We start from the raw sequence: 13688 nt of genomic DNA, 5'->3' as shown, positions 1-13688 counted from the left end.
CCCCACCTCGCGCCAAGCGGGCGGGCGCGTACGGGTCCTGTCCCCGTGCGCGGTACAGCGCTTCTCGACCTCTCCGCAGCTCGCCCGCTGCGGCCGGTTGCCTCCGCCGCTCGTCTTGTACGAGCGGCGCTGAGGGGAGCCGGAGATTCCGACTTCAACGGCGTGAGCCCCCGGTGCTGGAACACCGGGGGCTCTGTTCGGGCCGTTGCCACCTGCGAGGGAGAACACGACCCATGGACCACATCGTCACTGTTCAGGACGCTGTTACCGCGTTCGAGCCGTGGATGGAGCCCACGGACGCGGAGCTGGACGCCATCGAGGCGGAGCTGCCCGTCATCCGTGCAGAGATGGAGTTGCTGGACGCGCAGATCGTCGTCATCGACCGTACGCCGTGCGAGCTGGACGAGCGGCGCATCCGCCGGGCCCGCCGACGCGTGCTCGCCGCCCACCGCGACCAGGTCAACGGCCTGTCCGGTGAGACAGGCGGTGCGGCATGAACCTGCACCGCAAGAGCCGCGCCACCCTGGTGCTCGCGCTGGTCGTCGTGGTCGCCATGGCCTTCCGGGTGTCCTGGAACGCGCTGCGGGACATCGCGGGCGCCATCGGCGCGGACGACACGGCCGCGACGCTGTACCCGTTCGTGGTCGACGGCCTCATGGCTCTGGCCCTGATCGCGACGCTCGTGCTCGCCGGGCGGGACCGCACGTTGCCTCACCTGGCGACACGGATGCGACGACCCGCACGCCTGCGGGGCCCGCCTGCACCGCTTCGAGCCGTGCCCGCCGGACTGCACCACTCACAAGGGCTACAAGCGCGGCTGCCCAAAGCCGTGCGCCAAGACCTGCACGAAGCACGCGAGCGCCTGCCCGGAACGCAAGGAGGGCGGACTCGTCTTCACCCGCCCCAAGACCAAGAAGAGCCGGAACGCCGTCCCGATCCCACCCGTCTTCATCCCCTTCCTGCACGACCACAGGGCCCAGCAGGAGGAGATGGGGGCCGCCGCCGGGGAACTGTGGCAAGAGCACGACGTCGTGTTCTCACGGCCGGACGGGCGCCCGCTCGACCCGCGCGCCGACTACGAGGAGTTCAAGGAGCTGCTCAAGGAGGCCGGGATCGATGACCGCCGCCTGTACGACGGGAGCCGCCACACCGCCGGCACGATCCTGAATGAGCTCGGCGTCGACATGCCCACGATCATGGAGATCCTGCGGCACACCCAGATCAGCCAGACCCCCAGGCACGTGAAGGGCCGATCTCACCTGTCGAAGGACGCCATGCGGCGCATGGGCGAGTTCTTCGTACCCGCGCCCTCAGCGCCGACTCCGGGCCCCACTGAGACCAGAACTGAGACCGCCGATACCCGTGCGGCGCGCGCCCGGCGTCGTCGCCGCGTCCGCTGAACGACAAAACCCCAGGTCGGAGCTAATCCGGCCTGGGGTTCGAGTGGAGCCGCCTTCGGGATTCGAACCCGAGACCTACGCATTACGAGTGCGTTGCTCTGGCCATCTGAGCTAAGGCGGCGCGCCGTGCGCACTTATGGTGCGATCAGCAACGTCGGTAAGTCTACACAGTTTCCGAGGGTGCTCCGTACCACCCCCGTCCAGCCCTGTTCCGGCCCTGTTCCGGCCCTGCCCCTGGCCCTCCCCGGCCCCGGAGCGAGGGCTTCCGGCGTCGGAGCAGGGCCGGAGCGAGCCGAAACCGGCCGGATCAGGGCCGGATCAGGCTCGGATCAGGCCGGGACAGGGGCGGATCAGCCTCGGATCAGGCCCGGACAGGGTCGCCCAAGGAGCTACGAGCAACGCTTGTCGCCAGTGGGCGGCGTCCCCCGGAGGAGATACGCGTTGATCGTCTTGTCGATGCACTTGCTGCCCCGCCCGTACGCCGTGTGACCGTCGCCGTCATAGGTGAGCAGCCGGGCAGAGGAGAGCTGGCCGGAGAGGGCGCGGGCCCAGCGGTACGGGGTCGCCGGGTCGCGGGTGGTGCCGACGACGACGATCGGGGCCGCGCCCCTCGCCTCGATGCGGCGCGGCTCACCGGTGGGCGCCACCGGCCAGTACGCGCAGTTCAGGGTGGCCCAGGCGAGGCCCTCACCGAAGACGGGGGACGCCTTTTCGAAGGCGGGCAGAGATTCGCGGACGTCGTCGGGGGTGTTGAAGGCCGCCGGGAGGTCCAGGCAGTTCACGGCCGCGTTGGCGAACATCAGGTTCGTGTAGCGGCCGTCGGCGTCGCGCTCGTAGTAGCTGTCGGACAGGCCGAGGAGACCCGCGCCGTCCTTCTCCCGCATCGCCGAGGACAGCGCGTCCCGCAGTTGCGCCCAGGCCCCCTCGTCGTACATCGCCGCGATCACGCCTGTGGTGGCGAGGGATTCACCGAGCACACGGCCGTCCGGGTCGCCGGTCGGGATGGGCCGCGCGTCGAGCTTCCTGAAGAAGGCCTTGAGGTTCTTGCCGACGTCACTGGCCTTCCTGCCCAGCGGACAGTCCCGATGCCGCACGCAGTCCCTCGCGAACGCCTGGAACGCCGTCTCGAACCCCGCCGTCTGGTCGAGGTTCATCCGGCGGGCCGGCAGGGAGGGGTCCATCGCCCCGTCCAGGACCAGCCTGCCCACCCGGTCCGGAAAGAGCCCGGCGTACGTCGCCCCGAGGAAGGTGCCGTACGACGCCCCCACATACGTCAGCCTCTCGTCGCCCAGCACCGCCCGCAGGATGTCCATGTCCCGGGCCGCCTCGGCGGTGGAGACGTGGCGCAGGAGGCCGGGCGCATCCGCGCCGCACCCCTCCGCGAACCTCTTGTAGGTGGCGACGAGTTCGTCGGCCTCCTTCGCGTCATCGGGCGTGAAGTCCGTCTGCGTGTACCTGTCCATCTGGCGGCCGTCCAGGCATTCGACGGGCTCGCTGCGGGCGACTCCGCGCGGGTCGACCGCGACCATGTCGTAACGGGCGCGCACGTCGAGCGGGTAGCCGATCCCCGCGTACTGCTGGAGATAGGCGATCGCCGAGCCACCCGGGCCGCCCGGGTTCACGAGCAGCGACCCGAGCCGCCCGCCCGGGCCCGTCGCCTTCTTGCGGGCCACGGCGAGCTTGATGTCCCCGGCGCCCGGCTCCGCGTAGTCCAGCGGCGCCTTCATCGTGGCGCACTGGAAACCGGGCGTCCCGCAGCTGCGCCAGGTCAGCTTCTGCCGGTAGTACGGCGTGAGCGCGGCCGGCGTCGACCGCGGCAGTGCGGCCAGCGCCGCCTCGGCCGCAGGCTTCCCGGAGGCCGCCGGATTCCCCGAGCGCGTCGACCCTCCGGAGGAGCAGGCGGAGACGAGCAGCGCGACGACGGCGAGGAGGGTGCCGACCGCACGGGCTCGCCGGGGGTTCGGGCGGCGGGTGCCTGGGCCGTGGCCGGTCGGGCTCGGGTCTGTGCTGACTGGAGTGCGCCTGATGTGCATCAGGCGAGCGTAACTCTGTGCAGCGGTTCGGGTGCAGTGCGTGCACGCCACGGCTCGTACGAGTTACATGGTCGGCCTCCTGCTGATCACTTGCGGGTGAGAGGGGCGGGACGAGTGGACGCGGGCGGCGGCTGCTTCAGCCCGCTCTGAGTGCCATGGTCATCGCCTCCACCGCGAGCAGCGGTGCCACATTGCGGTCGAGGGCGTCGCGGCAGGCGGCGATCGCCTCGATCCGGCGCAGCGTGGACTCCGGGGCGCTGTCGCGCGCGAGGCGCTCCAGGGCGTCCTCGGCATCGGTGTTGGCGAGGGCGACGCGGGAGCCGAGCTGGAGGGCGAGGACATCGCGGTAGAAGGCGGTGAGGTCGGTCAGCGCCAGGTCGAGGCTGTCGCGCTGCGTCCGCGTCCGGCGCCGCTTCTGCTTGTCCTCCAACTCCTTCATCACGCCGGCCGTGCCGCGCGGCATCCTGCCGCCCTGGGCCGCGCCCAGCGCCGCCTTCAGCTCCTCGGTCTCCTTGCCATCCATCTCCTCGGCGAGTTGCTTGGCGTCCTCGGCGGCGGCGTCGACGAGCTCCTGGGCGGCCTTGAGGCAACCGCCGACATCGCCGAGCCGGAGGGGCAGCTTGAGCACGGCGGCCCGGCGCTCACGGGCGGCCGGGTCGGTGGCCAGGCGGCGGGCCCGGTCGACGTGCCCCTGCGTGGCGCGGGCCGCAGCGGCGGCGACCCCGGGTTCGATGCCCTCCCGCCGTACGAGCATGTCGGCGACGGCGTCGACCGAGGGCGTGCTCAGGTTCAGGTGGCGGCAGCGGGAGCGGATGGTGGGCAGGACGTCCTCGATGGAGGGGGCGCAGAGCAGCCAGACCGTACGGGGGGCGGGCTCCTCGACGGCCTTCAGGACGGCGTTGGCCGACTTCTCGTTCAGCCGCTCGGCGTCCTCGACGAGGATGACCTGCCAGCGGCCGTTCGCCGGTGAGGTGAACGACTTGCGGACGGTGTCCCGCATGTCGTCGGCGAGGATCTGGCTGCCGACGGCTGCGACGGTGGTGACGTCGGCGTGCGTGCCCACGAGCGCCGTATGACACCCGTCGCAGAACCCGCATCCTGGGGCGCCGCCGAGCGCCCGATCAGGGCTGACGCACTGCAGGGCGGCGGCGAAGGCCCGCGCCGCCTGATTCCGCCCCGCCCCGGGCGGCCCCGTGAACAACCAGGCATGCGTCATCTTGGAGGCCTCGGGGGGAGGCGCATCGGCAGCGGCGGCGGTGACGAGGGCATCGGCGTCCCGAGCGGCAGCACCCAGCTGCTCACTCACCCTCTCCTGCCCCACCAGGTCGTCCCACACGCTCATGGGTCCCGCCGCCCTTCGCTCACATTTTGCGGTGCGGGATCCATTGTGCGGGCCGGCACTGACAACGGGTGCTGGGGCGGGCAGAACCCGCACCCGGCCGACGCCGACGAGCACCCCAGCCCCACGCCGAGCACCGACCCGGTCCGGCTGACCGACCGACCTCGGTGCCGCCCGGCCTGAGCGCCGACGGCCTCAGCGTCGCCGCCCGCGGCCCCCGTCCTCGTCGTACTCGTCCTCACGCGGCCCCAGAAGCTCATCGGCCAGCGTCGGCAGATCATCCAGCGGCGTCTCCTCGGCCCAGTCGGACCGCGTCCTGCGCCGGGGCGCCCCCGCCTCGTCGACCTGAGGCATCTCGCGCGTACGTTCCTCGTCCCGGAAGTACCCCGGCGGAACCCGATCCGCAGACTCCGCCCCCGCCCCCGACACGGGAGGCAGCACAGCTGTCTCGTCCGCGGCCCCCGGCACCACCGGCGGAAGCACCGCAGTCTCATCGGCCGCACCAGGCGTCACCGGCGGAAGCACCGCAGTCTCGTCCGCCGCACCAGGCGTCACCGGCGGAAGCACAGCCGTCTCGTCCGACGCCCCCGAAGGCACGGGCGGCTGCGGCAGCTTCGCCGTCACCTCGGAGTCGGACTCCCCGGAAACCCGCTCACCGGAAGCCTGGCCACCGGAAGGACGATCACCGCCCCGCTCCTCACCCCGCACCGGCCGCAACACAGTCGTCTCGTCCGACGCCCCGCCCGGCGCCTTACCCGGCGTCACCACCGGCGTAGGAACGGTCGCCGCGTCCCCGAAGGGAGCCCTGGCCCCAGGCCCCGTCGGCCTCGGCCCCGCCTCAGCCGCGGCCGCCGCCTGCTCTGCCAGCCGCCGTGCCTCCTCGGCCCGCAGCAGAGCCTCCTCCGCCTTGCGCTGCTTCTCCAGGCGGAGCGCCTCCGCCTCGGCGCGCAGCCGGGCCTCTTCCTCGGCCTGCTTGCGGCGCCGTTCCTCGTCGGCCTTGCGGCGCGCTTCCTCCTCGGCGCGTGCCTTCTCCTCCGCGAGGAGCCGCTGCCGCTCCTCCTCGGCACGCCGACGCGCTTCCTCGGCCCGCTGCCGGGCCTCCTCCGCCTGCCGTTCGGCCTCGCGCCGCTGCGCCTCCTCCAGCTCGCGCCGCTTGCGCTCCTCCTCCTCGGCGCGCAGCCGGGCGAGCTGCTCCTGGCGCTCACGCTCCAGGCGCTCCTCCTCGGCCTTGCGGGCGGCCTCTTCCTCGGCCTTGCGGCGGGCCTCCTCCTCGGCCTTGCGCCGAGCCTCCTCCTGGGCCTGGATCTCCGCCTCGGACAGCGGCAGCATCTGGTCGAGCCGGTGCCGGACGACGGTCGTCACGGCTTCCGGCTCCTGGCCGGCGTCCACCACCAGGTAGCGCCCGGGGTCGGCCGCGGCCAGCGTCAGGAATCCGGACCGCACGCGCGCGTGGAACTCGGCCGGCTCGGACTCCAGCCGGTCCGGCGCCTCGGTGAACCGCTCGCGGGCGATCTCCGGCGAGACGTCCAGCAGCACGGTCAGATGCGGCGCGAGTCCGTTCGTCGCCCAGCGGTTGATGCGGGCGATCTCCGTCGGGGACAGGTCTCGACCCGCCCCCTGGTAGGCGACCGAGGAGTCGACGTACCGGTCCGAGATCACGACCGCGCCGCGCTCCAGGGCGGGCCGGACCACCGTGTCGACGTGCTCCGCTCGGTCCGCCGCGTACAGCAGCGCCTCGGCCCGGTGCGACAGCCCCGCGCTCGACACGTCCAGCAGGATCGACCGCAGCCGCTTGCCGACCGGCGTCGCCCCCGGCTCGCGCGTGACGACGACCTCGTGGCCCTTGCCCCGGATCCACTCGGCGAGCGCTTCGGCCTGGGTGGACTTCCCGGCGCCGTCGCCGCCCTCCAGGGCGATGAAGAAGCCGGACGTCGCCGGCACCTGCTCCGGGTCGTCCCCGCCGAGCAGCGCGTCCCGCAGGTCCTTTCGCAGCGGCACCCCGGAACGGTCGTCGACCTTGGCCAGCACCAGCACGGCCACCGGCAGCAGCAGCGCCCCGACCAGCATCAGGGTGAACGCCGCGCCGCCGTGCGCGAAGGTGAACTTGCCGCTCTCCAGCCGGTGCGGCCCGATCAGCGCGGCCACCACCGGCGCGATCACCGCGCCGAGCGCCACGCACACGCGTACCACCGCGTGGAGGTGCTCCGTCGTGCGCGGCCGCCGGAATTCCTCGGCCTCCTGGTCGAGCAGCGTGTGCCCGGTGTTCGCGGCCACGCCCGCGCCGACACCCGCCAGCGCGACGATCAGCAGCACGGTCGTGACGTCCGGGACGAGTCCCGCGGCCAGCAGCGCGACGCCGGTGAAGGCGATCGCCAGCGCCAGCATCCGGCGCCGCGACAGGGCGGGCACCACGGAGGGCGCAGTACGGATGCCGACGACCACGCCGCCGCTCAGCGCGAGCACCAGCAGGCCGTACAGCACCGGCCCGCCGCCCAGGTCCTTGGCGTGCAGCACCGCCACGGCGACCGCGGCGGACACCGCCCCGGCGACCGCCGCGCAGGCCGTCACCAGCAGCGGGATGGCGCCGGTACGGCCCTTGTCGACGCCGGAGCCCGTCTTGGGGCGGCGCAGGCCCTCCAGCGGCGACCGCGCGCGCGGGGTGCGTGTGCCGGGCAGCTCCAGGAAGGTCAGCACGGACAGGGACGCGGCGAACAGACCGGCCGCGACATACGACGCGAGGGCCGCCTGGTGCTGGTCGAACCAGTCGAGTCCGGCGCCGAGCAGGTTGTTGAGCAGAGCGGCGACGACGAGTGCGGCGGCGGCCAGGGGGATCGCCACGAAGCCCGTACGCAGCGACAGGCGGCGCAGGGCGTCCATGTGGTCCGGCAGCGGTCGTACCGTCGCGCCCTCCGGGGGCGGGGGCGGCAGCAGCGCGGGCGCCGCGCTCTCCCGGCACACCGTCCAAAAACGCTCGGCGATGCCGGTGACGAAGGCGGTGACCAGCAGGACGGCCAGCGCGTTCTCCGGCGTCCAGTCGATCCACAGGGGCGCGATGATCAGCAGGGCGACCCGCAGGCCGTCCGCGCCGACCATGGTCCAGCGCCGGTCGAGCGGGCCCTCCTGGGAGGTCAGCGACGTCAGGGGCCCCAGGAGTACGGCGCCGAAGAGCAGCGTCGCCAGGATGCGCACGCCGAAGACGGTCGCCACTGCGAACGCCACGCCCCGGTACCCACCGCCGAACGACCCCTCGGCGATCGCCGCCTGGAGGGCCAGCAGGACCAGCACAAGGAGGGCGAGCATGTCGCCGACACCGCCCACCAACTGCGCGCTCCACAAGCGCTTGAGCTGCGGTCGGCGCAACAGGGCGCGCACGGCACGCTCGCGGGAGTCCGCGGCAAAGGCGTCGTCGGAGGCGGGGTGGGGGGCCGTTGGCTGCTCGGCTCGCGTCATGCTTTCAGCCTATCGGGACGCACTGACAGCCAGGCGCGCGCGCCCGAACGTACGCGCGCCCCGACACCAAACTGATGCCGAGGCGTTCGTTTTGCGAACCGGAGGTGAAGAACCGGACCCTCAACCGGGCGCAGAGTGAGCCCTGTTGCGAGTCCGGTCCTCCCGGCTCAGTCCTCGCTCGCCGACTTCGAAGCCGTCGCCTTCTTCGCGGCCGTCTTCTTCGCCGCTGTCTTCTTCGCGGCCGTCGTCGTCTTCTTCGCCGCGGTCTTCTTGGCGGCCGCCTTCTTGGCCGGGGCGGCCTTCTTGGCGGTCGTCTTCTTCGCGGGGGCCTTCTTCGCCGTCTTCTTGGCGGGACCCTTCGCGCGCTTCTCGGCGAGCAGCTCGAAGCCGCGCTCCGGGGTGATCGTCTCGACGCTGTCGCCGGAGCGCAGGGTCGCGTTGGTCTCCCCGTCCGTCACGTACGGCCCGAAACGACCGTCCTTGACGACGACCGGCTTCTCGCTCACCGGGTCGGTGCCCAGCTCCTTCAGCGGCGGCTTGGCGGCCGCGCGGCCACGCTGCTTGGGCTGGGCGTAGATCGCCTGGGCCTCCTCCAGCGTGATCGTGAAGAGCTGCTCCTCGGTCTGCAGCGAGCGCGAGTCCGTGCCCTTCTTCAGGTACGGGCCGTAGCGGCCGTTCTGCGCGGTGATCTCCACGCCGTCCGCGTCGGTGCCGACGACGCGCGGCAGCGACATCAGCTTGAGCGCGTCCTCGAGCGTCACCGTGTCCAGCGACATCGACTTGAACAGCGAGGCCGTACGCGGCTTGACGGCGTTCTTGCCGGTCTTCGGGGTGCCCTCGGGAAGCACCTCGGTGACATACGGGCCGTAGCGGCCGTCGCGGGCGATGATCTGGTGACCGGTCTGCGGGTCGGCGCCGAGCTCGAAGTCGCCGCTCGGCTTGGCGAGCAGTTCCTCCGCGAGTTCGACGGACAGCTCGTCCGGGGCCAGGTCCTCGGGCACGTCCGCCCGCTGGTGCTGCTCGGAGTCCTTCTCGCCGCGCTCGATGTACGGGCCGTAGCGCCCGACCCGCAGCACGATGTCGTTGCCGACGGGGAAGGACGACACCTCGCGCGCGTCGATCGCGCCCAGGTCGGTCACCAGCTCCTTGAGGCCACCGAGGTGGTCCCCGTCGCCGTTGCCGGCCTCGGCCGCGCCGCCGTTGTGCGTGCCCTCGCCGAAGTAGAAGCGCTTCAGCCACGGCACGGACTGGGCCTCGCCGCGGGCGATGCGGTCGAGGTCGTCCTCCATCTTGGCGGTGAAGTCGTAGTCGACGAGCCGTCCGAAGTGCTTCTCCAGGAGGTTGACCACGGCGAAGGACAGGAAGGACGGGACGAGGGCCGTGCCCTTCTTGAACACATATCCGCGGTCGAGGATCGTGCCGATGATCGACGCGTACGTCGACGGGCGGCCGATCTCGCGCTCTTCCAGCTCCTTGACCAGCGACGCCTCGGTGTAGCGGGCCGGGGGCTTGGTGGCGTGCCCGTCGACCGTGATCTCCTCGGCGCTCAGGGCGTCGCCCTCGTTGACCTGCGGCAGCCGGCGCTCGCGGTCGTCGAGCTCGGCGTTCGGGTCGTCGGCGCCCTCGACGTAGGCCTTCAGGAAGCCGTGGAAGGTGATCGTCTTGCCGGACGCGCTGAACTCGACGTCGCGTCCGTCGGCCGCCGTGCCGCCGATCTTGACGGTGACCGAGTTACCGGTCGCGTCCTTCATCTGGGAGGCGACGGTCCGCTTCCAGATCAGCTCGTAGAGCTTGAACTGGTCGCCGGTCAGCCCGGTCTCGGCAGGCGTGCGGAAGCGGTCCCCGGAGGGGCGGATCGCCTCGTGCGCCTCCTGCGCGTTCTTGACCTTCCCGGCGTACGTCCGCGGGGACGAGGGCAGGTAGTCGGCGCCGTACAGCTGCGTGACCTGGGCACGAGCGGCCGCGACGGCCGTGTCGCTCAGCGTCGTGGAGTCCGTACGCATGTACGTGATGTAGCCGTTCTCGTACAGCTTCTGCGCGACCTGCATGGTGGCCTTCGCGCCGAAGCCGAGCTTGCGGCTCGCCTCCTGCTGCAGCGTCGTCGTACGGAACGGGGCGTACGGCGAGCGGCGGTACGGCTTGGACTCGACGGACCGGACCGCGAACTGCGTCTGCTCCAGGGCGGCGGCGAGGGCGCGGGCGTTCGCCTCGTCGAGGTGGAGGGTGTTCGCGCTCTTGAGTTGTCCCAGGGAGTCGAAGTCGCGGCCCTGCGCGACTCGCCTGCCGTCGACGGTCTGCAGGCGGGCGACCAGCGACGACGGGTCCGACGAGTCTCCCGCGCGGCCGGTCGCGAAGGTGCCCGTCAGGTCCCAGTACTCAGCAGAACGAAACGCGATGCGCTCGCGTTCCCGCTCCACGACGAGACGGGTGGCGACGGACTGGACGCGGCCGGCCGACAGGCGCGGCATGACCTTCTTCCACAGGACCGGCGAAACCTCGTAGCCGTAGAGACGGTCGAGGATGCGGCGGGTCTCCTGGGCGTCGACCAGCTTCTGGTTCAGCTCACGGGGATTGGCGACGGCGGCCTGGATCGCGGCCTTGGTGATCTCGTGGAAGACCATCCGCTTGACCGGGACCTTGGGCTTGAGCACCTCCTGGAGGTGCCAGGCGATGGCCTCGCCCTCGCGGTCCTCATCGGTGGCGAGGTAGAGCTCGTCGGAGTCCTTCAGCAGATCCTTGAGCTTCTTGACCTGGGCCTTCTTGTCGGCGTTGACCACATAGATCGGCTCGAAGTCGTGCTCGACGTCCACGCCGAGCCGGCGGACCTCGCCGGTGTACTTCTCCGGCACCTCCGCGGCACCGTTGGGGAGGTCGCGGATGTGCCCGACGCTCGCTTCGACTACGTAGCCGGGGCCCAGGTAGCCCTTGATCGTCTTCGCCTTGGCAGGCGACTCGACGATGACGAGTCGGCGGCCGCCCTGTGCGGTCTCGCTTGTCGGGGACAACTTCGCTCTTCTCTCCGGTCGACGCTGGGGCCTCCCCAGGGTCGATTTGCGCCCGGGGTCGGGTGGTGGTGACGCTGCGGAGTGTGACGGTACATCCCGCCCTGTTGTCAAACGGGAAAAGCCCGCAACGGCCACTCGAACGGTAACCCGACTTCCGCCATTCCTGCCGCCCGGAGTGCCACCGGCCTTTTCGAGCCTTTCCGGAAGAGGCCCTCCCAATTATCGGCCGCGCAGCTCGTGGGCCGTTCTCAGAGGCGGTAGAGGCACCATGTTCCGAGCATCAACGCGATCACCGAGACAAGGCCCGCAAGCGTCGCCGATGCGACCGGGCTCACACCGTGGGCGACGGGCCGACGCTGCCGAACCCGGACCGCGGTCCACGCCAGCAGCCCACCTCCGAACAGGGCGAACACCGCTCCGGCGAAGATCGCCGGTCCCGTTTCCATGTCCCGCTTGCCCCTTTTCTCCTGTCCGGTGAGTGCCCAGTCCGGCGAGGCTGACACGCGTGGACGGCGCACAGGCGAACCTCAGGTGAACGCGGGGCCGACGCGGCTGTGGGCTCCCCGGACCGTGTGACCCAACCGCCACGTCGGCCCCACCGCGCTCATCGCCCTCGTCGGCTCCACCGCGCCCGTCGGCCCCAGCGAGCCCATCACCTCGCCGGCCTCACCGAGCCGATCACTCTCACAAGCCTCACTTGCCTCGCCCACTTCGGACACCTCGGACTCGCGGCGCGCGGGTATCTTTCCGGCCGTCTTCTTTCAGGGCGTCTTCTGTGGTCGGTCCTGCTGATCATGCGGACGACCTTGTTGAAGTCGAGTTGTCGCCCCACAGCTCGCTGTGGTTGTCGAAGCCCTTCTTGGCCCTTCTTGTGGCTCATTTCACCGGGTGCCTGAACAGTGGGCCCCAGCGGGTTCACCGCGCCGGTTCGAGGAACCCCTGCTCCACCAGCAGCCTGATCTGCGCGGGCGAACGGTCGCGCAGCAACACCGGATCCTCGCCCATCAGTTGGGCGATCGCGTCCAGAATGCGACCCGCGCTCAGCGAACCGTCGCACACGCCGGCAAAGCCCGCGCCGACCGTGTCCACCTGAGTGGCCCGGCGCATTCCGCGGTGCTGGCGCAGCACCACGTGCTCCGGGTCCTCGGCGCCGGGCAGCCCGACCTGTTCCTGCACGACCTCGCCGACGAGCTTGAAGTGGTCCTCCAGCAGGGCCGCGTCGTCGCGGGCGCGCAGGTAGTCGAGCCGGCCGAAGTGCGCCCGTACCGTGTCACCGAGCGGCTGCTCGACCGGATGCGGCCACTCCTCCACCGTGATCGAGGGCACGGCCGCCGACGCCTTGCGCAGGGTGATCCAACCGAACCCCACGGCCTTCACCTTGCGTGCCTCGAACTCGTCCAGCCACGCGTCGTAGCGCGCCTGGTACTCGGCCGTATCGCCCCGGTGGTCCCCGGCGTCCCTGAGCCACAGCTCGGCGTACTGCGTGACGTCCTGGACCTCACGCTGCACGATCCACGCATCGCACCCACGCGGCACCCACGACCGCAGCCGGTCCTGCCAGTCCTCCCCTTCCACGTGCTGCCAGTTGGCGAGGAACTGCGCGAACCCGCCCTCGTTCAGCCGCTCCCCCGCCCCCTGAACGATCGACCGGCACAGATCGTCCCCGCCCATCCCGCCGTCGCGGTACGTCAGCCGCCCGCCCGGCGAGATCACGAAGGGCGGGTTCGACACGATCAGGTCGTACGTCTCGCCGTTCTTGAGCGGTTCGAACAGCGAGCCCTCCCGCAGGTCCACGGAGGGCGCGCCGGACAGCGCGAGCGTCAGGGCGGTGATGTGCAGCGCGCGCGGGTTGAGATCGGTCGCCGTCACGCGCGTGGCGTGCTGTGCGGCGTGCAGCGCCTGGATGCCGGAACCGGTGCCGAGGTCGAGGGCGGAGGCGACAGGCGTACGGACGGTGATGCCGGCGAGGGTGGTGGAGGCGCCGCCGACGCCGAGGACGACGCCCTCTTCCTTGCTGCCGATGCCGCCCGCTCCTCCGACCGCACATCCGAGGTCGGACACGATGAACCAGTCCTCGCCGTCGGGCCCGCCGTACGGCCGTACGTCCACGGTCGCCGCGAGGTCGTCGCCGGCCCGGACCAGCCACCCGCTCTCCAGGCACGCGTCGACGGGCAGAGCGCCCGCCACGCGCGCGTGCGGCACGGGTTGCTGCAACAGGAACAGCCGTACGAGCGCCTCGAGCGGCGTGTCTCCCCGGGTCGCCCGGAGCGCGGGCACGGTCTCGCTCCGCGCGAGCGCCGTGTACGCGGGCACGCCGAGCAGCTCTAGCAGCCCGTCGGCGGTGAAGGAGGCCCCGAGCAGGGCATCCCTCAGCCGGGCGGCGACATCGGGGCGGTCGGAGGCGGGCAGGGCAGACAGGCTGGAGTCACTCACGCCCTCATTGTGACCCGCGTCCGCCCCT

General features: G+C 71.6%; 7 protein-coding genes, 1 tRNA gene and 2 pseudogenes. 3 read left to right on the top strand and 7 right to left on the bottom strand.

Features of this window, described 5'->3' with window-relative positions; all coding sequences use genetic code 11:
• Positions 1–233 precede the first annotated feature (233 nt).
• The 3 genes and pseudogenes from ACTMVF_RS03440 to ACTMVF_RS03430 form a co-directional block, all read left to right on the top strand.
• The gene (locus tag ACTMVF_RS03440; protein ID WP_441269422.1) at positions 234–497 is read left to right on the top strand and encodes a DUF6284 family protein; all 264 of its coding nucleotides are present in this window, start codon (positions 234–236) and stop codon (positions 495–497) included.
• Positions 494–706 (top strand): annotated as a pseudogene (locus ACTMVF_RS03435) (DUF2637 domain-containing protein); the annotation flags it as partial. The gene ACTMVF_RS03440 and the pseudogene ACTMVF_RS03435, both read left to right, overlap by 4 nt.
• Positions 707–710: 4 nt before the next feature.
• A pseudogene (locus ACTMVF_RS03430) lies at positions 711–1400 on the top strand (tyrosine-type recombinase/integrase); the annotation flags it as partial.
• Positions 1401–1444: 44 nt separating this feature from the next.
• On the opposite strand, the gene ACTMVF_RS03425 reads toward ACTMVF_RS03430, so the two are convergent.
• The 7 genes from ACTMVF_RS03425 to ACTMVF_RS03395 all read right to left on the bottom strand — a co-directional run bounded on the left by ACTMVF_RS03425 (position 1445) and on the right by ACTMVF_RS03395 (position 13660).
• Positions 1445–1521 (bottom strand) — tRNA-Thr (locus ACTMVF_RS03425).
• A gap of 268 nt (positions 1522–1789) precedes the next feature.
• Complete coding sequence (locus tag ACTMVF_RS03420; RefSeq protein WP_441269421.1) at positions 1790–3433, bottom strand: alpha/beta hydrolase; 1644 nt, start codon at positions 3431–3433, stop codon at positions 1790–1792.
• 136 nt (positions 3434–3569) lie between these two features.
• Entirely contained in the window at positions 3570–4775 is a 1206-nt protein-coding gene (locus tag ACTMVF_RS03415) for a DNA polymerase III subunit delta' (RefSeq protein WP_441269420.1), read from the bottom strand.
• A 192-nt stretch (positions 4776–4967) separates the two neighbouring features.
• Entirely contained in the window at positions 4968–8222 is a 3255-nt protein-coding gene (gene tmk / locus ACTMVF_RS03410) for a dTMP kinase (RefSeq protein WP_441269419.1), read from the bottom strand.
• Positions 8223–8389: 167 nt separating this feature from the next.
• Complete coding sequence (gene topA / locus ACTMVF_RS03405; RefSeq protein ID WP_441269418.1) at positions 8390–11227, bottom strand: type I DNA topoisomerase; 2838 nt, start codon at positions 11225–11227, stop codon at positions 8390–8392.
• Positions 11228–11475: 248 nt separating this feature from the next.
• Positions 11476–11673 carry a hypothetical protein gene (locus ACTMVF_RS03400; RefSeq protein ID WP_441269417.1) on the bottom strand — a complete coding sequence of 66 codons (198 nt, stop codon included), beginning with the start codon at positions 11671–11673 and terminating at the stop codon, positions 11476–11478.
• Positions 11674–12142: 469 nt separating this feature from the next.
• Positions 12143–13660 carry a DUF7059 domain-containing protein gene (locus ACTMVF_RS03395; RefSeq protein WP_441269416.1) on the bottom strand — a complete coding sequence of 506 codons (1518 nt, stop codon included), beginning with the start codon at positions 13658–13660 and terminating at the stop codon, positions 12143–12145.
• Between the last annotated feature and the right edge of the window lie 28 nt (positions 13661–13688).

The sequence above is a fragment of the Streptomyces sp. SD31 genome (assembly GCF_052068475.1).
Lineage (GTDB): Bacteria > Actinomycetota > Actinomycetes > Streptomycetales > Streptomycetaceae > Streptomyces.
Note: the sequence above shows the minus strand (reverse complement) of the source record. Positions and strands in the feature narration are given on the sequence as shown.